Annotated in this window: 22 protein-coding genes; 16 read left to right on the top strand and 6 right to left on the bottom strand. The window is 70.3% G+C overall.

Annotated elements, in window-relative coordinates:
- Window positions 1–137: 137 nt before the first annotated feature.
- From ABTY98_RS09080 to ABTY98_RS09055, 6 genes are all read left to right on the top strand, one after another.
- Entirely contained in the window at window positions 138–542 is a 405-nt protein-coding gene (locus ABTY98_RS09080; RefSeq protein ID WP_352220227.1) for an STAS domain-containing protein, read from the top strand.
- A 182-nt stretch (window positions 543–724) separates the two neighbouring features.
- The gene (locus ABTY98_RS09075; RefSeq protein ID WP_352220226.1) at window positions 725–1,243 is read left to right on the top strand and encodes an ATP-binding protein; all 519 of its coding nucleotides are present in this window, start codon (window positions 725–727) and stop codon (window positions 1,241–1,243) included.
- 161 nt (window positions 1,244–1,404) lie between these two features.
- Entirely contained in the window at window positions 1,405–2,106 is a 702-nt protein-coding gene (locus ABTY98_RS09070) for an LPXTG cell wall anchor domain-containing protein (RefSeq protein ID WP_352220225.1), read from the top strand.
- A gap of 29 nt (window positions 2,107–2,135) precedes the next feature.
- Window positions 2,136–2,984 (top strand): COG1470 family protein, encoded by an 849-nt coding sequence (locus ABTY98_RS09065; protein WP_352220224.1) that lies wholly within the window; start codon window positions 2,136–2,138, stop codon window positions 2,982–2,984.
- On the top strand, window positions 2,981–4,051 hold the full coding sequence (locus ABTY98_RS09060; RefSeq protein ID WP_352220223.1) for a hypothetical protein: 1,071 nt from the start codon (window positions 2,981–2,983) through the stop codon (window positions 4,049–4,051). Before ABTY98_RS09065 ends, ABTY98_RS09060 begins: the two co-directional genes overlap by 4 nt.
- 2 nt (window positions 4,052–4,053) lie before the next feature.
- The gene (locus tag ABTY98_RS09055; RefSeq protein WP_352220222.1) at window positions 4,054–5,370 is read left to right on the top strand and encodes a hypothetical protein; all 1,317 of its coding nucleotides are present in this window, start codon (window positions 4,054–4,056) and stop codon (window positions 5,368–5,370) included.
- Between the two features lie 84 nt (window positions 5,371–5,454).
- On the opposite strand, the gene ABTY98_RS09050 is transcribed toward ABTY98_RS09055, so the two are convergent.
- Entirely contained in the window at window positions 5,455–6,951 is a 1,497-nt protein-coding gene (locus ABTY98_RS09050) for an oligopeptide:H+ symporter (RefSeq protein ID WP_352220221.1), read from the bottom strand.
- A gap of 492 nt (window positions 6,952–7,443) precedes the next feature.
- On the opposite strand from ABTY98_RS09050, the gene ABTY98_RS09045 reads away from it, so the two are divergent.
- Both ABTY98_RS09045 and ABTY98_RS09040 read left to right on the top strand, forming a co-directional pair.
- Entirely contained in the window at window positions 7,444–8,121 is a 678-nt protein-coding gene (locus tag ABTY98_RS09045) for a response regulator transcription factor (protein WP_352220220.1), read from the top strand.
- A gap of 82 nt (window positions 8,122–8,203) precedes the next feature.
- Window positions 8,204–9,475 carry a sensor histidine kinase gene (locus ABTY98_RS09040; RefSeq protein ID WP_352220219.1) on the top strand — a complete coding sequence of 424 codons (1,272 nt, stop codon included), beginning with the start codon at window positions 8,204–8,206 and terminating at the stop codon, window positions 9,473–9,475.
- A 5-nt stretch (window positions 9,476–9,480) separates the two neighbouring features.
- Here ABTY98_RS09040 and ABTY98_RS09035 read toward each other — a convergent pair whose 3' ends face one another.
- Window positions 9,481–9,987, bottom strand: a complete 507-nt coding sequence (locus ABTY98_RS09035; RefSeq protein ID WP_352220218.1) for a GtrA family protein — start codon at window positions 9,985–9,987, stop codon at window positions 9,481–9,483.
- Between the two features lie 207 nt (window positions 9,988–10,194).
- Here ABTY98_RS09035 and ABTY98_RS09030 point away from each other — a divergent pair, with 207 nt between their 5' ends.
- The 4 genes from ABTY98_RS09030 to ABTY98_RS09015 all read left to right on the top strand — a co-directional run bounded on the left by ABTY98_RS09030 (window position 10,195) and on the right by ABTY98_RS09015 (window position 14,346).
- Window positions 10,195–11,334, top strand: a complete 1,140-nt coding sequence (locus ABTY98_RS09030; protein ID WP_352220217.1) for a 5-(carboxyamino)imidazole ribonucleotide synthase — start codon at window positions 10,195–10,197, stop codon at window positions 11,332–11,334.
- On the top strand, window positions 11,331–11,855 hold the full coding sequence (purE, locus tag ABTY98_RS09025; protein WP_352220216.1) for a 5-(carboxyamino)imidazole ribonucleotide mutase: 525 nt from the start codon (window positions 11,331–11,333) through the stop codon (window positions 11,853–11,855). The genes ABTY98_RS09030 and purE overlap by 4 nt, the downstream gene beginning before the upstream one ends.
- A 21-nt stretch (window positions 11,856–11,876) precedes the next feature.
- Window positions 11,877–13,055 (top strand): dipeptidase, encoded by a 1,179-nt coding sequence (locus ABTY98_RS09020; protein ID WP_352220215.1) that lies wholly within the window; start codon window positions 11,877–11,879, stop codon window positions 13,053–13,055.
- A 193-nt stretch (window positions 13,056–13,248) separates the two neighbouring features.
- Window positions 13,249–14,346: a dipeptidase gene (locus ABTY98_RS09015; RefSeq protein WP_352220214.1), complete on the top strand. Its 1,098-nt coding sequence runs from the start codon at window positions 13,249–13,251 to the stop codon at window positions 14,344–14,346.
- A gap of 39 nt (window positions 14,347–14,385) precedes the next feature.
- Here the strand turns inward: ABTY98_RS09015 and ABTY98_RS09010 are convergent, their stop codons facing one another.
- The gene (locus tag ABTY98_RS09010) at window positions 14,386–14,772 is read right to left on the bottom strand and encodes a VOC family protein (protein WP_352220213.1); all 387 of its coding nucleotides are present in this window, start codon (window positions 14,770–14,772) and stop codon (window positions 14,386–14,388) included.
- 15 nt (window positions 14,773–14,787) lie between these two features.
- Window positions 14,788–15,147, bottom strand: a complete 360-nt coding sequence (locus ABTY98_RS09005) for a VOC family protein (protein WP_352220212.1) — start codon at window positions 15,145–15,147, stop codon at window positions 14,788–14,790.
- Between the two features lie 122 nt (window positions 15,148–15,269).
- On the opposite strand from ABTY98_RS09005, the gene ABTY98_RS09000 reads away from it, so the two are divergent.
- Complete coding sequence (locus tag ABTY98_RS09000; protein WP_352220211.1) at window positions 15,270–15,776, top strand: CGNR zinc finger domain-containing protein; 507 nt, start codon at window positions 15,270–15,272, stop codon at window positions 15,774–15,776.
- A gap of 113 nt (window positions 15,777–15,889) precedes the next feature.
- On the opposite strand, the gene ABTY98_RS08995 is transcribed toward ABTY98_RS09000, so the two are convergent.
- Window positions 15,890–17,233: a UDP-glucose dehydrogenase family protein gene (locus tag ABTY98_RS08995; protein WP_352220210.1), complete on the bottom strand. Its 1,344-nt coding sequence runs from the start codon at window positions 17,231–17,233 to the stop codon at window positions 15,890–15,892.
- Window positions 17,234–17,410: 177 nt separating this feature from the next.
- Here ABTY98_RS08995 and ABTY98_RS08990 point away from each other — a divergent pair, with 177 nt between their 5' ends.
- On the top strand, window positions 17,411–18,568 hold the full coding sequence (locus ABTY98_RS08990) for an acyl-CoA dehydrogenase (protein ID WP_352220209.1): 1,158 nt from the start codon (window positions 17,411–17,413) through the stop codon (window positions 18,566–18,568).
- Window positions 18,569–18,640: 72 nt separating this feature from the next.
- Here ABTY98_RS08990 and ABTY98_RS08985 read toward each other — a convergent pair whose 3' ends face one another.
- Entirely contained in the window at window positions 18,641–19,486 is an 846-nt protein-coding gene (locus tag ABTY98_RS08985) for an oxidoreductase (RefSeq protein WP_352220208.1), read from the bottom strand.
- 62 nt (window positions 19,487–19,548) lie between these two features.
- On the opposite strand from ABTY98_RS08985, the gene ABTY98_RS08980 reads away from it, so the two are divergent.
- Window positions 19,549–20,136: a TetR/AcrR family transcriptional regulator gene (locus tag ABTY98_RS08980; protein ID WP_352220207.1), complete on the top strand. Its 588-nt coding sequence runs from the start codon at window positions 19,549–19,551 to the stop codon at window positions 20,134–20,136.
- A 158-nt stretch (window positions 20,137–20,294) separates the two neighbouring features.
- The gene (locus ABTY98_RS08975) at window positions 20,295–20,660 is read left to right on the top strand and encodes a four-helix bundle copper-binding protein (RefSeq protein ID WP_352220206.1); all 366 of its coding nucleotides are present in this window, start codon (window positions 20,295–20,297) and stop codon (window positions 20,658–20,660) included.
- The last annotated feature ends 329 nt before the right edge of the window (window positions 20,661–20,989 follow it).

The raw sequence follows: 20,989 nt of genomic DNA, 5'->3' as shown, positions 1-20,989 counted from the left end.
TTGTTCGGGTGTCGGAGTGCGTGGAGAAGGCGTAATGTTCGAGGGCGTCGCCGCGACGTTCGGCGGACATCGGTGGGCATCGTCAGACATCGGTCAGACGGTGGTAAAGCGGTCACGACCTCGGGAGAGAGACGGCAATGGACCACGGGACGGTCGGCAGCGCACAGTCGGGCCGGCTGCTGGTGGAGGTGCGGGAAGAGGGCCCCAGCGCCGTCGTGATTCCGGCGGGTGAGCTCGATCACCACACCGCCGATCTGCTGCGCGAGCCACTCGACGATCTCCTCGACAAGGGGTTCTCACGCCTTGTCGTCGACTGCTCACGCCTTGAGTTCTGCGACTCCACCGGGTTGAACGTGCTGCTCGGCGCCCGGCTGCGGGCCGAGGCCGCCGGAGGCGGGGTGCATCTCGCCGGGATGCTGCCCGTCGTCGCCCGGGTGTTCGAGATCACGGGAGCTGAGGCGGTCTTCACCGTCCATGACTCCGTCGAGGCGGCCCTTGCCGGCGAGACCGGCGAATCCAGCGAAACCGACAACGAGAGCTGAGTCTGGCCCCGTGTTCGGAATCGGGGGGTGTCCCGGCGGATCGGCCGGGCAGGAGACATTCTGGATCTGTCGGCGACCGACCCTGGCCCACGGTTGAGTGGGTCATGTGGACAGGCCCGTACGAACTGCAACAACGCGAAATTGTGAATCGTGAACCGGTGAAACGGTGAGGTGAAGCGCTGATGAGCACCACCCGGCCTTACCCGCCGGGCGACCGCGGCCCGGAGACCAGCGGCGTTTCCGAGGCGTCCGAGGCGGCGGCGTCCGACGTGCCGTCCGCCTCGTCGGGGGGTCGTCAGGTCCGCAGGCTGAGCCTCGTCGGCGAGAGCGGGGTCGTACCGCTCGCCCGTGACTTCACCCGCCAAGCGCTGCATGCGTGGGGCTGGTTGCCGGCCGCGTCCGCCGACCGCAGGGCCGCCGCCGAGGATGTGCTGCTGGTCGTCTCGGAACTCGTCACCAACGCGTGCCTGCATGCGGAGGGGCCGGACGAGCTGATCCTGGCCTGCGACAACAAGGTGATCCGGGTGGAGGTGACCGACCGGGGGGCCGGGCAGCCGGCGCCGCGGACCCCGCATCGGGCGGGGCGGCCGGGGGGCCACGGAATGTTCATCGTGCAGCGGCTGTGCCTGGACTGGGGGGTTGTACGGGCGTCCGGGGCGGCCGGCAAGACTGTCTGGGCGGAGCTGGGGGCGCCCGCGTAAGGGGAGACGCCTCGTCCCCGTTCGCGATCCCGCGCCCCTTACGGGGCGCTTCGGCATCCCCACACTTCCGCCACGCCCTTTCTCTTCCCTCCTCATGTGCCCCGGCGTACCTTGACGGCCGAATCTGATACCTCGTCAGTAGCGAATGGGGTGGACCGCCCGTGTCGTCGTACCCGAAACGCACCGCCGTGCTCGCGTCCGCCGCCGCCCTGGCCGGCTCGGCCGTGCTGCTTGCCGCGCCGGCGGCGCACGCCACCGTCGTCGACGTCAACTACGCCTGCAAGACGCCGATCGGCGACAAGAGCGCCGTCTCCCCGATCGACATCAAGGGCGTCCGGAGCGGCAGCGGCTACAAGATCACGATGTCCTGGCAGAAGGGGGTCTCCTCCAGCCCCGTCGAACTCGGCAAGGGCGCGATGAACCCGAGCGCCACCATCAAACTGGGCGGCGCCGACAGCGGGACCCTGAACGTGACCGGCTCGCCCAACCAGGCCGCGATACCCGCCAACACCCCCATCAAGATCAATGACCTGAGTGGCACCTACACCCCGAAGAAGACCGGCAAGGTGACCTTCACGGCGGGCACGCTCACCATCAAGGCGCTGGGTACGACGACGACCTGCACCCCCGGCAACAACCCGGGCCCGTCCCTCACCCTGGACGTGACCGCCGCGGGCGGTGGCTCCACCGGCTCCGACTCGTCGTCCTCCGGCAACACCGGCGCCGACTCCGCGGGCACCCTCCCGAAGACCGGCCCCGAGGACTCGTTCGTCGCACTCGGCACCCTCGGCGGCACCGTGCTGCTCGCGGGCGCGGCCGGCGCCCTCTGGCTGACCCGGCGGAACCAGCCCGTACGCCGCTGACCCCGAGGGTCCGACCGCTGGAGCCGCCCATGCCGTCCGCCCAGTCCGCCATCCGTGTGCTCGGCCTCGCCGTGCTGACCCTGCTCGCCACCGCCCCGCGCGCGGCGGCGGCCGGGGGCTGGTCACTCGCGCCCACGGGCGGCGGGCGCCCGTCCTTCTACGCCGAGGGCGCCCCCGGGGCGGTCCTCCAGGACACCGTGTCGGTGACCAACCGCGGGGGGCACCCGGTCACGGTAAGGCTGTCCGGCACCGGCGTCCCCGTCACCTTCGCCGAGCGGAGCGTCCGTGTCCCCGCCCGCACCCGCGCCGACGTCCCCTTCACGGTGACCGTCCCGACCGGTGCCGCCCCCGGCGACCGCCCCGGCACGCTCGTCGCCAAGGACGCCGACGGCCGCACCGCCACCGTCCGCGTCCGGCTGCGCGTCGGCGGCCCCGCCCTCACCGCGCTGACCGTCGAACATGTCGCCGTCCACGGTGACCGCATCACGTACGAGCTGGTCAATCGGGGTACGACCGTCCTCGTACCGAAACTCGCGGTGCACGCGGACGGTGTCTTCGGCCGGGGCCTCCTCGACCGGGCCCCGCGCACCCTCCCGGTCCGCCTGGCCCCGGGCAGCCGCACCGAACTCAGCGAGCCCTGGCCCGGGCACCCCGCCCTGGACGCGGTCGACGTCCGGCTGACGGCGACGGCGGCGGGCGGCGCGCACGACACGGCGGGCGCGCGGGTGCGGTTCGTGCCCCGGGGCGCGGTCGCGGGAACCGCGGGCGCGCTGACGGCGGGCGCCGCCGTGACGGTCGTACGACTGCGCAGGCGCCGGGGCGAGCACATGACCGAACCCCTGCCCATGGAAGCCGAGTTGACGGGAGCGGCGAGGTGAGAGCGCGTGCGATCGCGATATCGACGGCGCTGGCGGCGGTGTTCTCGCTGCTTCTGACGCCCCTGGCCGCGGCCGCCGACGGGCCGGCCGTCAGGGTCTCCGAGTCCCAGGCCGGCACCGGCGGCTCGATCACCGTCAGCGGCACCGGCTGGCGGCCGCACACCCTGCTGATGATGCTGATCTGCGGCCAGGCCACCCCCGCCCGGGGCGTGATCGGCGGCACCAACTCCTGCGCCAACGCCGACGGCCGGGCCGTCACCACGGACGCGAACGGCGGCTTCGGCAAGCAACTCCCGGTCGCCGAACCGCCGGTGCCCTGCCCCTGCGTGGTGCACGTGGCCACCGTGACCGGCGCGAAGGCCGACGCGGACGCCGTCTTCCAGGTCGCCGGGCACCCCGTGAAGGCGCTGCCCGCCGAGCCCACCGGCGGTCGTCTCTCGATGCTCACCGACACCCGCCTCGACGGCTCCTCGGGCCTGCTGACCTGGTTCGGCGCACCCCCCTCCCGCACCCTCGTCTTCACCATCGGCAACGCGGGCTCCACCACCCTCAAGGACCCCGTCTTCCAGGTCGGCACCGCCCATGGCGTGTTCGCCCCCCAGTGGGACGAGCAGCAGTGGCGCGGCACCCTCGCACCCGGCAAGAAGGCGCAGGTCGAACTGCCCGTCGAACTCTCCGCCGGGGCGCACGGCGACTACACCGTCTCCCTCAGGTACGACGGCAAGGTCCTCGCCGAACAGCCCTGGGGCGTCGGCCGCCCCTGGGGCGTGACCCTGTTCTGGCTCCTGCTCTGCGTGGTCGTACCGGCCGCCGTCTTCCGCATCGGCATGGCGGTGGTGGACCGGGTACGACCGCCCCGCGCCGGCGGCATCCGCCACCGGGGCGTGCACCGCCCGACCCTGCGCCTGCCGCGCCTGAGCGCGCCGGAGCCCGCGCCCGACACGACCTCGACCCTGCCGTGGTTCACCCCGGACTCCGCTCCGGGCACGGCGGCCGGTCGGCTCTCCGCACCGCACGACGGCAGTTCCACGAGTCCCACGACTCCCACCAGGAAGGGAACCACGTGACCATGCGAAGGAGAGTGACACCGGTCAGAGCGGGTGCGGCGGCGGCCGCGCTGGTCCTCGGCGGGGCGGGCGTGCTGCTCGGCGCGGCCGCAGGGACCGCACAGGCGGCCGAGGTGTCGTTCGCCACCCACTGTGTACCGCCCGCCGGTATCGACCCCGTCGACGGCACCACGAAGGTCGAGATCACCGTGCCCGCCACCGCGAAGGTCGGCGACACGGTCGACATCACCTGGAAGTTCGTGCAGGCCGCGTCCAAGAACCCGGACATCATCGACCTGCCCGCCAACTCGGTCCAGCCGTCCGGCACGCTCAAGGCGGCCGGCGCCCAGACCGCCGACGTCGCCCTGCAGGGGCCGCGGGAGAACCCGGCGATCCCCAAAGGCGGCGACATGGTGCTGTCCGACATGACGGGCACGCTGAAACTGACGTCACCCGGCGAGGTGACGCTCACCCCGGACGCGTACAAGGTCAACGCGTACGGGACGGACACCGTGTGCACCCCGTCGGGGACGGTGCAGAAGGCGGCGACGATCGAGGTGACCGGCAGCGGTTCGAGCGACTCGGCGACACCGTCGGACAGCACGTCCGCGTCGGCGTCCCCGTCCCCCTCCGACTCGGCGTCGGAGTCCGCTTCCGCCTCCCCGTCCGACTCGGTCTCCGCCTCCGCCTCCGCCTCCGACGGCACGGGCACCGGCCAGACCGACTTCACGGGCAAGGAGGTCGAGATCCCCTACGCCTGCAAGACGCCCATCGGCGACAAGAACGCGACCTCGCCGGTGCAGATCAACGCCAAGAAGAACGGCGGGAGCTTCGATCTCACCGTGCAGTTCAAGAAGTCGGTGATGGACAGCCCCGCGGACATCCCGGCGGACTCGGTGAAACCGTCGATGGAGGTGGTCCTGGGCGGCGCCGACAAGGGCACGGTCCATGTGGAGGGCCCCACGAACTCCTCCGCGATCAAGTCCGGCGACCCGATCGAGATCCCTGACCTGACGGGCACGTACAAGCCGGGCGCGAGCGGCGAGTCGACGCTCTCGCCGGGTGTGCTGACGGTCAACGCGCTCGGTACGACCACCACGTGCACGCCGACGAAGACGCAGGTGTCGTTGACGCTGGACACCACCGAGCAGGCGGGCGGCGCGTCGGGGGGTTCGTCGACGTCCGGTGGCTCCTCCGGCGGCTCCAGCAGCAGCGGCGGCCTGGCGGAGACGGGCGACAGCAGCAACGGCGCGGTGAAGGCGCTTGGCCTGGTGGCGGGAACGGCGATCCTGCTGGGCGGCGCCGTGTTCACGTTCATGCCGCGCAAGAGGACGAGGTGATCCACCGCTTGTAGGGGCCGTTGACCGAACGACAAGAGGGCCACCCCGTTCCGGAGAATGCGGTGGCCCTCTGTCAGAAGACGATCAGTGAACGTCTCCCATGAGCTCCCGGACCTTCTTGCGGTACATCCACACAGCCGCACCGGCGAGAACCGCCAGCACCGCCTGGAACGCCACGATCCCCGTCTTGTTGAGGTCGACCCCGGCGATGGACAGCAGACCGGTCGTCGCGTCGCCCGCCGTGACCGCCAGGAACCACACACCCATCATCTGGGACGCGTACTTCGCCGGAGCCATCTTGGTCGTCACGGACAGACCCACCGGAGAGAGCATCAGCTCACCCACGGTCTGCACGAAGTAGATGCCGACCAGCCACATCGCCGCGGCCTTGTGACCGCCATCGGCGATCGACAGCGGCGCGAGGAACAGGAAGAACGACGCACCGATCAGCACCAGACCACCGGCGAACTTCACGGCCGTGCTGGGCTCCTTGCCCCGCCGGGCCATCGCCAGCCACGCCCAGGCGAAGACCGGCGCGAACGCCATGATCATGACCGGGTTGACGGACTGGTACCAGGAGACCGGGAACTCCCAGCCGAAGATGGTGTTCTTCGCGGAGGCATCGGCGAACAGGGAGACGGTCGAGCCACCCTGGTCGTAGATCATCCAGAAGACGGCCGCGGCCACGAAGAACCAGATGTACGCGCTCATCTTGGACTGGTCGGCGCGGTCCAGGTCCTTGTCGCGCTTGATGCGGGCGATGACGACGACCGGGATCAGCAGACCGGCGACCGTGATCGGGACCAGCAGCCAGTTCAGCGTGTAGACGCCGGAGCCACCCACGACGGCGTAGAAGACGACGGCGACGGCGGCCCACAGACCCGCCTTCGTCAGCGTCGACTTCTTCTCCGCGGCGGACAGCGGCGTCGGGACGATGTCCGAACGCGAGCTCAGGTGCCGAGTGCCGAGCAGGAACTGGGCGAGGCCCAGCGCCATGCCGAGCGCGGCCAGCGCGAAGCCGAGGTGCCAGTTGTAGTTCTCGCCGACCGTGCCGATGACCAGCGGCGCGGCGAAGGCACCCAGGTTGATGCCGATGTAGAAGAGCGTGAAGCCACCGTCACGGCGCGGGTCGTCCGGGCCGTCGTACAGGTGACCGACCATCGTGGAGATGTTGGCCTTCAGCAGGCCTGAGCCTATGGCGACCAGGCCGAGACCCGCGAAGAACGTGCCGGAGCTGGGCAGTGCCAGTGTCAGGTGGCCGAGCATGATGATCACGCCCGCGACGGCGACCGTCTTGCGGGGACCGAGCACACGGTCGGCGAACCAGCCGCCCGGCAGGGCGAGCAGGTACACGAGCGACAGGTACACGGAGTAGATCGCCGTCGCCGTGGCCGCGGTCATGTGCAGGCCGCCGGGAGCGACCAGGTACAGCGGGAGCAGGGCCTTCATGCCGTAGTAGGAGAATCGCTCCCACATCTCGGTCATGAAGAGAGTGGCCAGTCCGCGGGGGTGGCCGAAGAAGGTCTTCTCGGAACCGGGGGTGCCCGGTCGGACCGAGTCCTTCGTCAGGCTGGACGCCATGGGTCGTTCCTTGCTGGTCGGGACGCGCGGTGGGGCTCTGCGCGCCCGTGGGGGGAGCGGCCGGCACCGGCGGGTCGGACCGTCCACCCCACGCCCAGGGGAGCCCACCCCGGATCACGGAGCGGCGGACGGCGACCACCGGGATCCACGCCCCGTGACGCTGTGTCGCGTCCGGAGCCCGGCCAGAGGTCATTCCTTTCAAGGCCGGCGGGGCCGACCCGCACACAAAAGAGACCTTCAGTGTCAAGAAGCCCACCAAAGGTCCCCGGGTGTACTACAGGCGTTCACGTCACTGTACGTCAGGACACTGGTGGATATGGAAGGACTTGAGACACGGATCACAGGTGTCGGGGGAACCGTGCGCCCGCTTTCGAAGGCCCCTTCCAACGGTCTCACCTCTCGCCCATAGGTTCGCACCACTGTGACCCAAGGTAAGAATCCCTGGTGCCGATCACACCCCGGCACAGCGCGTAGTCGGACTACCATCACCTCATGACCCGTGTACTGCTCGCCGAGGACGACGCGTCCATCTCGGAGCCGCTGGCCCGCGCACTGCGCCGGGAAGGTTACGAGGTCGAGGTGCGCGAGGACGGACCCACCGCGCTCGACGCCGGAATGCAGGGCGGCGTCGACCTGGTCGTGCTGGACCTCGGGCTGCCCGGCATGGACGGCCTGGAGGTCGCGCGCCGACTGCGTGCCGAGGGCCACGCCGTACCGATCCTCATCCTGACCGCGCGGGCCGACGAGGTGGACACCGTCGTCGGCCTGGACGCGGGTGCCGACGACTACGTCACCAAGCCGTTCCGTCTCGCCGAACTGCTCGCCCGGGTGCGGGCGCTGCTCCGCCGCGGTGCCGCCGAGCCCGCGCAGCCGCCGACCACGCACGGTGTGCGGATCGACGTCGAGTCGCACCGGGCGTGGATGGGGGACGAGGAACTCCAGCTCACCGCGAAGGAGTTCGACCTGCTGCGGGTGCTGGTGCGGGACGCGGGGCGGGTCGTCACGCGTGACCAGCTGATGCGGGAGGTCTGGGACACGACGTGGTGGTCGTCGACCAAGACGCTCGACATGCACATCTCGTGGCTGCGGAAGAAGCTCGGCGACGATGCGGCGAACCCTCGGTACATCGCTACCGTGCGTGGTGTGGGCTTCCGGTTCGAGAAGAGCTAAGGGCGATTCGTCGTGGGTGGCACGGGTGAGTGCGCGACCGGCCGTCGTCGTGGGCTGATCGCGGCCCTGAAGGGGCGCTGAAGTGCGGCGGCGTCTGATCCAGTCCACCCTCGCCGTCGTGCTCGTCGTCATCGCCGTGTTCGGTGTGTCCCTGGTCATCGTCGAGTCGCGGACCATCAGCAACAGTGCCCAGGAGCGGGTGGACTCCGAAGCGCTCCGGCTCGCCAGCATCGTCGACAGCCGCATCCTCGGGGACGAGGACGTCACCGCCGCGATACTGCACAGCCAGGTCGGCAAGGACCAGTACGCCGTCATCCGGCTCCCGGGCAAGGCGCCGATCGAGCTCGGGGTCAAGCCCGAGGGCGATGTCATCCACTACACCGTCGACGGCGAGGAAGGCGAGACGGTCACCGTCCAGGAGCCGCGGTCCACGGTGACCCGGGAGGTCGGCCGTACGCTGCTGATCATCGGGGCTGTCGCGCTGCTCGCCGTGATCGCCGCCGTCCTGCTGGCCATCCGGCAGGCCAACCGGCTCGCCTCCCCGCTCACCGACCTCGCCGAGACCGCCGAGCGGCTGGGCTCCGGCGATCCGCGGCCCCGGCACAAGCGGTACGGCGTCCCGGAGCTGGACCGGGTCGCCGATGTCCTCGACTCCTCCGCCGAGCGGATCGGGCGGATGCTCACCGCCGAGCGGCGGCTGGCCGCCGACGCCTCCCACCAGCTGCGCACTCCGCTCACCGCGCTGTCCATGCGGCTCGAGGAGATCACCCTCACCGACGACCCGGACACCGTGAAGGAGGAGGCGAACGTGGCGTTGACGCAGGTGGAGCGGCTGACGGACGTCGTCGAGCGGCTGCTGACGAACTCCCGCGACCCGCGCACCGGCTCCGCCGTCACCTTCGACCTCGACGAGGTCATCCAGCAGCAGCTCGCCGAGTGGCGGCCCGCCTACCGCAGCGCGGGCCGGGCCATCGTCAGCTCCGGCAAGCGGCATCTGCGGGCGGTGGGCACACCCGGCGCGGTCGCGCAGGTGCTGGCGGCGCTGATCGAGAACTCGCTGATGCACGGCGGCGGCACGGTCGCCCTGCGCACCCGCGTCACCGGCAACCAGGCGGTGGTGGAGGTGACCGACGAGGGGGCCGGAGTGCCCGCCGACCTCGGCAACCGCATCTTCGAGCGCACGATCAGCGGCCGTAACTCCACCGGGATCGGGCTGGCTGTCGCCCGTGACCTCGCGGAGGCCGACGGCGGCCGCCTGGAACTGCTCCAGGCCCAGCCGCCGGTGTTCGGCCTGTTCCTGTCCCGCACCCCACCGGCACACAAGCCGGACGACAACCGGCCGATGGTCCGCTAGGAGACCTACTGCTGGGGCTGGGGCTGAGGCTTGTCGGAGTCGGCGGCCTCCTCCAGGATCGACTCCGCCTTCGCGACCGTCTCGCGGGCAGGGAGCGCCTTGAACACCCAGGAGCGGTACGACCAGAAGCGGAACAGCGTCGCCACGCCGATGCCGACGAACTTGAAGACGTTGCTCTGCAGCGGGCTGTCCCAGCCGAAACCGTAGGTCGCCAGATACAGCACACCGTTCTCGATCACCAGGCCGACCGCGCTGAACAGCAGGAACAGGGTGAGTTCCCTGGTGCGGCCGCCCTTGTCACGGTCCCGGTACGTCCAGTAGCGGAAGCCGATGTAGTTGAAGACGATGGCGACGACGGTCGCTATGACGCTCGCCCGCACCACCGGCAGGTCGGTGACATGCCGGACCAGGTTGAAGACGCCGAGATTGACGAGAATGCCGGCACCGCCGACGGCGCCGAACTTGGCGACCTCGCGTACGAGCCGTTGCAGCCCCGAGGAACCACGTTCCATGGTTGTTCGGGCTCCCGTCCGTAGGTATTGGCGACCAACCCATGCTAACGACCCGCAATGTCCCACGCCTGTGGACGGCGACACAGATCGGGAACAGCTCGGAAAGAGCACGGGAAAAGCGGGGCAAGAGGCGGCGAAGCGACGGGTAAGAGCCCTGGTCGCGGGCGCGGAAACCGGCCACCGTGGCGCGGCGGATACCCTGGGGGCGTGACGTTTCCGGTAGTCGGCATGGTCGGCGGGGGCCAGCTCGCGCGTATGACGCACGAAGCGGGCATCCCGTTGGGCATCAGGTTCAAGCTCCTCAGTGACACCCCTCAGGATTCCGCGGCCCAGGTGGTGAGCGATGTCGTCATCGGCGACTACCGCGACCTGGAGACGCTGCGTGCCTTCGCGCGCGGCTGCGACGTGATCACCTTCGATCACGAGCATGTGCCCACCGAGCACCTGAGGGCCCTGGAGGCGGACGGCATCCCCGTGCGCCCCGGTCCCGACGCGCTCGTGCACGCCCAGGACAAGGGCGTGATGCGGGCGAAGCTCGACGCGATCGGCATCCCCTGCCCGCGCCACCGGATCGTGGCCGACCCGGAGGACGTCGTCCGGTTCGCGGCCGAGGGCGACGGCTTCCCCGTCGTACTGAAGACCGTCCGCGGCGGCTACGACGGCAAGGGCGTGTGGGTCGTGGAGACCGCTGAGGAGGCCACCGACCCGTTCCGCGCCGGTGTGCCCGTCCTCGCCGAGGAGAAGGTCGACTACGTCCGCGAGCTCGCCGCCAACGTCGTACGCTCCCCGCACGGCCAGGCCGTCGCCTACCCGGTGGTCGAGTCCCAGCAGGTGAACGGCGTCTGTGACACGGTCATCGCGCCCGCCCCCGACCTGGACGAGTCCCTCGCCCTGCGGGCCGAGGAGATGGCGCTGCGGATCGCCAAGGAACTGGGTGTGGTCGGCCACCTGGCCGTCGAGCTGTTCCAGACCCGCGACGGCCGCATCCTCGTCAACGAGCTGGCGATGCGCCCGCACAACTCCGGCCACTGGACCCAGGACGGCGCGATCACCTCGCAGTTCGCCAACCACGTCCGCGCCGTCCTCGACCTGCCCCTCGGCGACCCGCGCCCGCGCGCCAGGTGGACGGTCATGGTCAACGTCCTCGGCGGCGACTACCCCGACATGTACTCCGCGTACCTGCACTGCATGGCCCGCGACCCCAAACTGAAGATCCACATGTACGGCAAGGACGTGAAGCCCGGCCGCAAGGTGGGCCACGTCAACACCTACGGCGACGACCTGGACGACGTTCTCGAACGCGCACGTCACGCTGCCGGCTACCTGAGAGGGACGATCACCGAATGAGCCCCGTTGTTGGCATCGTCATGGGGTCGGACTCCGACTGGCCCGTCATGGAGGCCGCCGCGAAGGCGCTGGACGAGTTCGAGATCGGATACGAGGTCGACGTCGTCTCCGCGCACCGCATGCCGCGCGAGATGGTGGCCTACGGCGAGCAGGCGGCGGAGCGCGGCCTGAAGGTGATCATCGCGGGTGCGGGCGGTGCCGCCCATCTGCCCGGCATGCTCGCCTCCGTCACCCCCCTTCCGGTCATCGGCGTCCCGGTCCCGCTGAAGTACCTCGACGGCATGGACAGCCTCCTGTCGATCGTGCAGATGCCGGCCGGCGTCCCGGTCGCCACGGTCTCGGTCGCCGGCGCCCGTAACGCGGGCCTGCTGGCCGCCCGCATCCTGGCCACGCACGACGAGGACCTCCTCGCCCGGATGCGGGACTTCCAGCAGGACCTCAACGACCAGGCGGCCGAGAAGGGCAAGCGGCTGCGGGCAAAGGTCGAGGGCGGCTCCGACGGCTTCGGCTTCGGCAAGTAGGACACAGGGAAGCAATACGCAATGACCTCTCTCGACGAAGCCCGGTCCCTGCTGCGCGAGTTCCCGGTCGTCGACGGCCACAACGACCTGCCCTACGCACTGCGCGAGCAGGTCCGCTACGACCTCGACGCCCGTGACATCGCCACCCACCAGAACGCGCATCTGCACACCGACATCCCGCGCCTGCGCGAGGGCGGGGTGGGCGCGCAGTTCTGGTCGGTGTACGTCCGCTCGGACCAGCCGGGCGCGGTCCCCGCGACCCTCGAACAGATCGACTGCGTACGGCAGTTGATCGCCCGTTACCCCGCCGACCTGCGGGCCGCGCTGACCGCCGCCGACATGGAGGCGGCCCGCGCAGAGGGCCGGATCGCCTCCCTCATGGGCGCGGAGGGAGGCCACTCCATCGACAACTCGCTGGGCACGCTGCGTGGCCTGTACGCCCTCGGCGTGCGCTACATGACGCTCACCCACAACGACAACAACGACTGGGCGGACTCGGCGACGGACGAGCCGAACGTCGGCGGTCTGTCGTCCTTCGGCCGCGAGGTGGTGAGGGAGATGAACCGCCTGGGCATGCTGGTCGACCTCTCCCATGTGGCCGCGACGACCATGCGGGCCGCGCTCGACACCACCACCGCCCCGGTGGTCTTCTCCCACTCCTCCTCCCGGGCCGTCTGCGACCACCCCCGCAACATCCCTGACGACGTCCTCGAACGCCTCCCCGCCAACGGCGGTGTGGCCATGGTGACGTTCGTGCCGAAGTTCGTGCTCCAGGCAGCGGTCGACTGGACGGCGGCGGCCGACGACAACATGCGCGCGCACGGCTTCCACCACCTCGACACCACCGAGGACGCGATGAAGGTCCACCGGGCCTTCGAGGAGAGCCACCCCCGCCCGATCGCGACGGTCGCCACGGTCGCCGACCACCTCGACCACATGCGCGAGGCCGCCGGCATCGACCACATCGGCATCGGCGGCGACTACGACGGCACGGCCTTCACCCCAGACGGCCTGAACGACGTCTCGGGCTACCCCAACCTGATCGCGGAACTCCTCGACCGCGGCTGGTCCCGCCCCGACCTGGCCAAGCTCACCTGGCGGAACGCGGTCCGCGTACTGGGCGCGGCGGAGGACGTGGCCCGGGACCTTCAGGCCACGCGCGGCCCGTCCCACGCGACCATCTCCGAACTGGACGGCTGACCGGCGAGGGCGGGGTGGTCGGTCTCACCGTCGGCCCCGCCCCGATCCCGGCGGTCACCGGCTCCGTCACCTCCGCCATGAGGGCGGCCGTACCCCCGAACGCCCCATCCACCAGGAACCCTCCCGGGCGGCCATGCGACGGTGGGCTACAGCCCCATCACGACGTAGCTCACGACGACGTACGGAGCCCGCCATGGCCGACCTCCAGGACGACCGCCCCACCACGACCGAGGTCGGCGGGGACGACAGCCTCCCGGACGACCCGTTCCCGGTGGTGCCCGACGCCGAGTTCCTGGAACGGGCCCATGCCCTGCTGGCCGCGCATCCGGTCGCGGACGGCTACAGCGGGCTGCCGCGCGCGCTCGAGCCGTTGCCCTGGTACGACCTGGAGCTGGGCGAGGCGGCCGTGGACACGGACGTGCCCCGGCTGCGCGAAGGGCACGTGGGCGCGCTGTTCTGGTCGCTGGGCCTGTCGGAGGAGGAGCGCGGCGACCGGGCCGTGGGAGCCACGCTGGAACAGCTGGACCTGGCACGCCGGGTGGTCGGAAGGCACCCGGAGGGGCTCCGGCTGGTGCGCACCGCCGGGCAGGTCATCGACGCCCGTAACTGCGGCCGCGTCGCCGTGGTGCTCGGCCCCGCCTCCGCCGCCGCCGTCGACGACTCCCTCGGCATCCTGCGCGTCCTGAACTCCCTCGGCCTGCGCGTGCTCTCCCTGGCCGGCGCCGACTGGGCGGACAGGGAGGGGCTGACCCGGTTCGGCGAGGAAGTGATCCGCGAGATGAACCGGGTCGGTGTGCTCGCCGACCTGTCCGGCGCCCCGGAGACCGTCCTCGCCCGTGTGCTCGCCCTCTCCAAGACGCCGGTCCTGTGCACCCGCTCCGCCGCCGCGGCCGTACGCCCGCACCCCGCCAACCTCTCCGACGCACTGCTCGCGCAGCTCGGCGAGCAGCGGGGCCTGTGCATGGTGCCGCTGACCGCCGAGCAGAGCGGCCCGGGCGTCCGGGACGTCGCCGACCACCTCGACCACGTCCGAATCGTCGCCGGCCCCGAGTGCGTCGCCCTGTCCGGCAGCTACGACTCCGGCGCCGCCCACCCCCGCGACCTCTCCGACACCTCCCGCTACCCGTACCTCATCGCCGAACTGCTGCGGCGAGGCTGGTCCGAGACCGAGCTGTCCCTAGTGACCTGGGAGAACGTCCAGCGGGTCCTACGCAGCGCCGACTTCACCGCCCGCGCGGCCCAACGCCGCCACGACCCGGCCCCGGCGCGACCGGCCGACCCGGAGGCGTGAGCCCGCCCGGCCGGTCGGCCGGCGAAGCGGATCGCCTGATCAGGGGATCCGGCACAGGCAGAAGGGATGACCGGCCGGATCGGCGTACACCTGGAAGTCCTTCTTCTCCCGGTCCTCCAGGTCCAGCGGCCGCGCCCCCAGCGCCAGCACCTTCTCGTGCGCCGCGTCGACCTCCTCCCAGGTCGATCCCGCGTCGAAGTCGAGGTGGAACTGCTGGGAGTTGTGGTCGGCCCGCGGCCACTCGGGCGGCGTGTGCCCCTCCGTCCGCTGGAAGCCCAGCCGCGGTCCGTCCGGTACCTGCAGTACGACCCACGTGTCGTCCTCCGCCACCGGGGTGCCACCCGCCACGGCGGCGTAGAAGCCGGCCAGTGCGTGCGGGTCGGGGCAGTCGATCACTACGTTGCGCAGACGGGCGACGATCGGCATGGGTCCTCCCTGGGTTCAGCAGGCGCAGAGACAGAACGGGTGCCCCGCCGGGTCGGCGTACACCCGGAAGCTGCGCGCCCTGTCCGTCGCGTCCAGCGGCTTGGCGCCCAACTCCAGCACCCCCTTCTCGGCCGTGTCCAGGTCGTCCACCACCAGGTCGAGGTGGAACTGCTGCGAGTCGTCGGGCGCGGGCCACTGCGGCGCCACGAAACCGGGCGCCTTCTGGAAGGCCAGCGCCTGCCCGCCGGGCACCTTCAGGTCCACCCACTCCTCGTCCCCCTCGACGCTGCCGCCCAGCACCCCGGCGTAGAAACCGGCGAGCGCGGACGGGTCGGGACAGTCCAGGACGACGACAGCGAGCTTGGCGAGAGCCATGACTTCCTCCTCGAAGTCCGAGTCGACTGGTTACCTGTAGAGACGGGTAACCAGTCACCGTTACCGCATGCTCCCCCAGTGGGGGTAACCTCGCAAGTGAATTCGGGAGGTAGCTTGCAGGGATGAGTGAGAGATCGCCCGCGCCGGGCGGCCTGGCCCTGGTCGAGGCCCTGGTGAACACGCTGGACATCGAGTCGGGCGCCGACGCGCTCGACACGCCGGACGGCAGGGCGCGCCTCGGCATCACGGAGGCCGAGCTCTCACCCGCCCGCGCCCTGCGCGAGTCGCTGCGCGCCACGCTCCTCGCCCACGCCGGCCACCCCCCGCACCGTGAGGTGACCCCGCTGGGAGAGCTGCTGGCCGACGCCCCCCTCCATGTCACCGTGGACCCGGCCGACGGCTCGGCCGGCCTCGCCCCCGCCGACGGCGGCCCGCTCCTCTCCCGCATCGCGACGGCGGTCGCCGGCGCCCTGGTCGAGGGCACGTGGACCCGCCTCAAGGCCTGCGAGGCCGCCACCTGCCACTGGGCGTACTACGACCGCAGCCCGGCAGGACGCGGCCGCTGGTGCTCCATGCAGGTGTGCGGGGCGCGCGCGAAGATGCGCCGGTACCGTGCCAAGGAGGGGTAAGGCACAGGCAGTTCACCGGCCACGCGTGGGTCGCGTGGTGCAGAATGCACACAAGACACCGGTTCGGCCGACTGAGCCTCGGCCGAACCGGTGTCGACCGAACACCCTGAGACTTATGCGGTGGGGCGCCCCATGGCGCGGTACGTCCACCCCGCCCGCCGCCAGGCCTCCGGCTCCAGAGCGTTACGCCCGTCGAGGATCACCTTCGACGAGGCCACCTCACCCAGTGCCGCCGCATCCAGCTCCCGGAACTCCCGCCACTCGGTGAGGTGCAGCACCACATCGGCCCCCCGCACACACTCCACGGCGCTACCGGCGTAGCCGAGTGTCGGGAACAACCGCCGGGCGTTCTCCATCCCCTTCGGGTCGTACACCGTCACCTGCCCGCCCTGCAGATGGATCTGCCCGGCGACGTTCAGCGCCGGCGAGTCCCGTACGTCGTCCGAGTCCGGCTTGAACGTCGCGCCGAGCACCGCGACCCGCTTCCCGAGGAACGACCCGCCGCCCAGCGCCTCCCGGGCCATCTCGACCATCTGCCCCCGGCGCCGCATGTTGATGGAGTCGATCTCGCGCAGGAAGGTCAGCGCCTGGTCTGCGCCCAGCTCACCCGCGCGGGCCATGAAGGCGCGGATGTCCTTGGGCAGGCAGCCGCCGCCGAACCCGATCCCGGCGCGCAGGAACTTCTTCCCGATCCGGTCGTCGTGCCCGATCGCCTCGGCCAGCATGACCACGTCACCGCCCGCCGCCTCGCACACCTCGGCCATCGCGTTGATGAAGGAGATCTTCGTGGCGAGGAAGGAGTTCGCGGACGTCTTCACCAGCTCGGCCGTCGGGAAGTCGGTCACCACGAACGGCGTGCCCTCGCTCACCGGCGTCGCGTACACCTCGCGCAGCAGCTTCTCGGCGCGCTCGCTCTGCACGCCGACCACGATCCGGTCGGGGTGCAGGGTGTCCTGGACGGCGAAGCCCTCCCGCAGGAACTCCGGGTTCCAGGCCAGCTCGGCCTCGGCGCCGGCGGGCGCGTTCTCGGCGAGGTAGGCGGCCAGCCGCTCCGCCGAACCGACCGGCACGGTCGACTTGCCGACGACGAGCGCGGGCCCGGTGAGATGCGGGGCCAGCGACGCGATCGCGGAGTCGACGTACGACATGTCGCAGGCGTACTCGCCGTGCTTCTGCGGGGTGTTCACACAGACGAAGTGGACGTCTCCGAAGGCGCCCACCTCGGCCCAGTCGGTGGTGAAGCGCAGCCGCCCGGAGGAGCCCTCGAAGCCCGCCACATGCCTGCGCAGCAGCTCGTCGAGGCCCGGCTCGTACATCGGGGTCTCGCCGCGCTCCAGCATGGCGATCTTCTCGGGTACGACGTCGAGGCCCAGCACCTCAAAGCCCAGCTCCGCCATGGCCGCGGCATGCGTGGCGCCGAGGTAACCGGTGCCGATCACAGTGATCTTGAGGCTCATGGATGCTCCAGCTCGGGGACGTTTGTGCTGCTGCGGGGCCGAGCATAACCGGGCCCTCCCGCGGGCAACTTTCCCGCTGTCGCCAAGCTCACGTCACCGTTCTGTGGGCGTCGTTCTAAACTTTGAGTTACTTAACAGTAATTAGCGTCAGCACCACTGCGTCTGGAGTGAGAGACCTTGGCCGGATCGGCTGACTTCGATCTGTACCGCCCGTCCGAAGAGCACGACATGCTCCGTGACGTCGTCCGTGCGCTGGTCGAGGCGAAGATCGCCCCGTATGCGGCCGCGGTGGACGAGGAGGCCCGCTTCCCGCAGGAGGCACTCGACGCCCTGGTCGCCAACGACCTGCAGGCCGTGCACGTCCCCGAGGAGTACGGCGGTGCCGGCGCCGACGCGCTCGCCACGGTCATCGTGATCGAGGAGGTGGCCCGCGCCTGTGTCTCCTCCTCTCTGATCCCGGCGGTGAACAAGCTGGGCTCGCTCCCGGTGATCCTCTCCGGCGGCGAGGAACTGAAGAAGAAGTACCTGACCCCGCTCGCCAAGGGCGAGGCGATGTTCTCGTACTGCCTCTCCGAGCCGGAGGCGGGCTCCGACGCGGCCGGCATGAAGACGAAGGCGGTCCGCGACGGCGACCACTACGTGCTCAACGGCGTCAAGCGCTGGATCACCAACGCGGGCGTCAGCGAGTACTACACGGTGATGGCGGTGACGGATCCCTCGAAGCGCTCGAAGGGCATCTCGGCGTTCGTCGTGGAGAAGTCGGACGAGGGCGTCTCCTTCGGCGCCCCGGAGAAGAAGCTCGGCATCAAGGGCTCGCCGACCCGTGAGGTCTACTTCGACAACGTCCGCATCCCCGTCGACCGCATGATCGGCGCGGAGGGCACCGGCTTCGCGACGGCGATGAAGACCCTGGACCACACCCGCATCACCATCGCGGCCCAGGCCCTCGGTGTCGCCCAGGGCGCCCTGGACTACGCCAAGGGCTACGTCCAGGAACGCAAGCAGTTCGGCAAGCCGATCGGCGACTTCCAGGGCATCCAGTTCATGCTCGCCGACATGGCGATGAAGATCGCCGCCGCCCGCGCCCTCACCTACCAGGCCGCGGCCGCCTCCGAGCGCGGCGACGCCGACCTGACCTTCCAGGGCGCGGCGGCGAAGTGCTTCGCCTCCGACACCGCCATGGAGGTCACCACGGACGCCGTCCAGCTCCTCGGCGGCTACGGCTACACCCGCGACTACCCGGTGGAACGCATGATGCGTGACGCGAAGATCACCCAGATTTACGAAGGCACGAACCAGGTCCAGCGCATCGTGATGGCGCGGAACCTGCCGTAACCACCCACTGAGGAAGCCCCGGCCCGGGCAGGCCGGGGCTTTTTCGGTTTCGTCTGCACCATCGGCGCGCTGTCAGAGGCCGAACGACACGCCTGTGAGCTTTTCCGAGGCGTCCCAGAGTTGGCGGGCGAGCCTCGTGTCCTGCGCGGTCCTGGACCGGCCGATCAGTTCGGCGCCGTCGCGCATGTGCATCCAGTGTTCTGGTCCGGTGAAGCTGTCGCCGGGGACGTCGCCGGTGGCGGCGTACAGCACCGGCAAGGCGCCCTGTTCGGGTTCCTGCGCGAACAGGCGGACCATCAGCCTTGTGACAAGCCCTGTCGGCCGATCGTAGATGTTCGTCGCGACGAGGCCGGGGTGCGCCGCCACCGCCAGCACGCTGGACCCGACGGCGGTCAGCCGACGTTGCAGCTCGGACGAGAACAGCACGTTCGCAAGCTTCGACGTCGCGTAGGCGCGGGACTGTTTGTAGGGGGTGTGCTCCCAGTGGAGGTCGTCGAAGTTGATCTGCCCCATTCGCTCGGCTTGTGAGGCCAGCGACACCACTCGTCCGGTGATGTGGGGCAGGAGCAGGTTCGTCAGCGCGAAGGGGCCGAGATGATTGGTTCCGAACAGGAGCTCGAACCCGTCGGTGGTCCTCTCGAGCTCGGGGGCCGAGACGCCCGCGTTGTTGATCAGTAGATGGATCGGGCCCTGCCAGTCGGCGGCGAAACGGCGTATCGATGCCAGGTCGGCCAGATCCAGTTGCCGCACCTCTGTGTCGCCGGGCACCGCTTCGGCGGCGCGCCCGCCCTTCGCCGTGTCGCGCACCGCTAACACGATATGCGCGCCGTACCCGGCGAGTGCCTTGGCGGTGACGAGACCGATTCCGCTGTTCGCGCCAGTCACGATGACCGTCTTGCCGGTCAGGTTGGGATTCATGGCGGCCAGACTAGGCACTGCCTAGTATCTAGTCAACGTCTAGTTTCCGCTAGCATGAAGGGGTGAACCACAGGCCCTTCCATCACGGGAACCTGCGAGCCGCCCTCCTGGACCAGGCGGAGCGAACCTTGCGGGAGGACGGTATCGACGCGCTGTCGCTGCGTGAGCTGGCACGGCAGGTCGGCGTCAGCCACGGCGCACCTCGGAGCCACTTCATCGACCGGCAGGCACTGCTGGACGCGCTCGCGGAGCGAGGCTTCAACCGCCTCGCCGATGAAGTCGGAGTGGCGATCGGCTCCGATGCCGTGGACTACAGGCAACGACTCCGCGCCGCCGCGGCCGCGTACGTGCGCTTCGCCGTCACCGACACCGCGCTCCTGGACCTCATGTTCACCGCGAAGAACGGCAACGCCCCCGAGGAGTTGCGCGTCGCCTCGGAACGACTCTTCGCAACCATCCGCGACCTGATCGACCGCGGCACCAGGGCCGGAGAACTGGAACCCCAGGACCCGTACCGACTGCAACTCCTCCTCGCCGCCCTCATGCAGGGAATCGCGGTCCTCGTCGGCACCCGCCGAATCTCCACGGAGGACGGTGCCTCCCTCGTCGACGACGCGATCTCTCTCCTGGTCCGCGCGAAGGACGGGTGAAGTGCGCTCGGCACCCGTCCCGTAAACCGGAAGCGCACCGCGCCGCACGACTGCTCGGTGTACTCGCAGGATTTCGAATGGCGGTACCGGTCGGTCGGGCTTAGGAACGGAAGCACGGGGGGCCTACCTCGGGCCCCTCTCCCTTCCCTGGAGGAGCCATGACCCAGACCGGACCCATGACCGCCATGAGCAAGCAGATGCAGGAGTGCGTCAACGCGTGCATGGCCACCCACACGATGTGCGAGGAGACCATGAGCTCCTGCATGTCCATGGACGGTGGCCAGGCCCACATGCGGATCATGCGCGCGCTGATGGACTGCTCCGAGATGACCCGGATGTGCGCCGACATGATGATGCGGCGCTCGCCCCTGTCGGCCGAGATGTGCGCGATGTGCGCCAAGGCCTGTGACATGTGCGCCGAGGCGTGTATGTCCATGCCGGACGACCCGCAGATGAAGCGCTGCGCCGACGCGTGTCGCCGCTGCGCCGAGATGTGCCGCTCGATGGCGGGCGCGTCCATGTGACACCCCGCTGACCCGTTTCAAGGGCACCCCGCCGGGGTGTCCTTGATCCATTCTCCGGCATTCTGGCCTTCCGGCATGCGGAGGCCGCGGAACTGGAGTGGGGCCACCGGGCCGGGCTCGACGAGTGGTGGAGCGGGGCCGTCGGCGAGCGGTTCGCCGCCGAGTACGCCGACGGGGAAGGGCGCCTGGCCCTTCCCCATGTGGCCCTGCTCGCCGCCGGGACGGCCTAGTCGCCTAGTACTCCAGCAGTACTTCGTGGCTTGACCTGGGGAAACGTCGAGCGGTGGGAGTATAGCGGGCAGGAAGTCGTCACGGACGGCTTCTGCCCG

Source organism: Streptomyces sp. NPDC096040 (assembly GCF_040303265.1).
In the GTDB taxonomy this organism is placed as follows: Bacteria; Actinomycetota; Actinomycetes; order Streptomycetales; family Streptomycetaceae; genus Streptomyces.
Note: the sequence above shows the minus strand (reverse complement) of the source record. Positions and strands in the feature narration are given on the sequence as shown.

Coding starts and splice junctions, on each gene's coding strand:
- ABTY98_RS09055 (WP_352220222.1), top strand. CDS start 4,054: ATGCGAAGGAGAGTGACACCGGTCAGAGCGGGTGCGGCGGCGGCCGCG.
- ABTY98_RS09015 (WP_352220214.1), top strand. CDS start 13,249: ATGGCCGACCTCCAGGACGACCGCCCCACCACGACCGAGGTCGGCGGG.
- ABTY98_RS09000 (WP_352220211.1), top strand. CDS start 15,270: ATGAGTGAGAGATCGCCCGCGCCGGGCGGCCTGGCCCTGGTCGAGGCC.
- ABTY98_RS09020 (WP_352220215.1), top strand. CDS start 11,877: ATGACCTCTCTCGACGAAGCCCGGTCCCTGCTGCGCGAGTTCCCGGTC.
- ABTY98_RS08985 (WP_352220208.1), bottom strand. CDS start 19,486: ATGAATCCCAACCTGACCGGCAAGACGGTCATCGTGACTGGCGCGAAC.
- ABTY98_RS09010 (WP_352220213.1), bottom strand. CDS start 14,772: ATGCCGATCGTCGCCCGTCTGCGCAACGTAGTGATCGACTGCCCCGAC.
- ABTY98_RS08975 (WP_352220206.1), top strand. CDS start 20,295: ATGACCCAGACCGGACCCATGACCGCCATGAGCAAGCAGATGCAGGAG.
- ABTY98_RS09065 (WP_352220224.1), top strand. CDS start 2,136: ATGCCGTCCGCCCAGTCCGCCATCCGTGTGCTCGGCCTCGCCGTGCTG.
- ABTY98_RS09005 (WP_352220212.1), bottom strand. CDS start 15,147: ATGGCTCTCGCCAAGCTCGCTGTCGTCGTCCTGGACTGTCCCGACCCG.
- ABTY98_RS09075 (WP_352220226.1), top strand. CDS start 725: ATGAGCACCACCCGGCCTTACCCGCCGGGCGACCGCGGCCCGGAGACC.
- ABTY98_RS09045 (WP_352220220.1), top strand. CDS start 7,444: ATGACCCGTGTACTGCTCGCCGAGGACGACGCGTCCATCTCGGAGCCG.
- purE (WP_352220216.1), top strand. CDS start 11,331: ATGAGCCCCGTTGTTGGCATCGTCATGGGGTCGGACTCCGACTGGCCC.
- ABTY98_RS09035 (WP_352220218.1), bottom strand. CDS start 9,987: ATGGAACGTGGTTCCTCGGGGCTGCAACGGCTCGTACGCGAGGTCGCC.
- ABTY98_RS09080 (WP_352220227.1), top strand. CDS start 138: ATGGACCACGGGACGGTCGGCAGCGCACAGTCGGGCCGGCTGCTGGTG.
- ABTY98_RS09050 (WP_352220221.1), bottom strand. CDS start 6,951: ATGGCGTCCAGCCTGACGAAGGACTCGGTCCGACCGGGCACCCCCGGT.
- ABTY98_RS08995 (WP_352220210.1), bottom strand. CDS start 17,233: ATGAGCCTCAAGATCACTGTGATCGGCACCGGTTACCTCGGCGCCACG.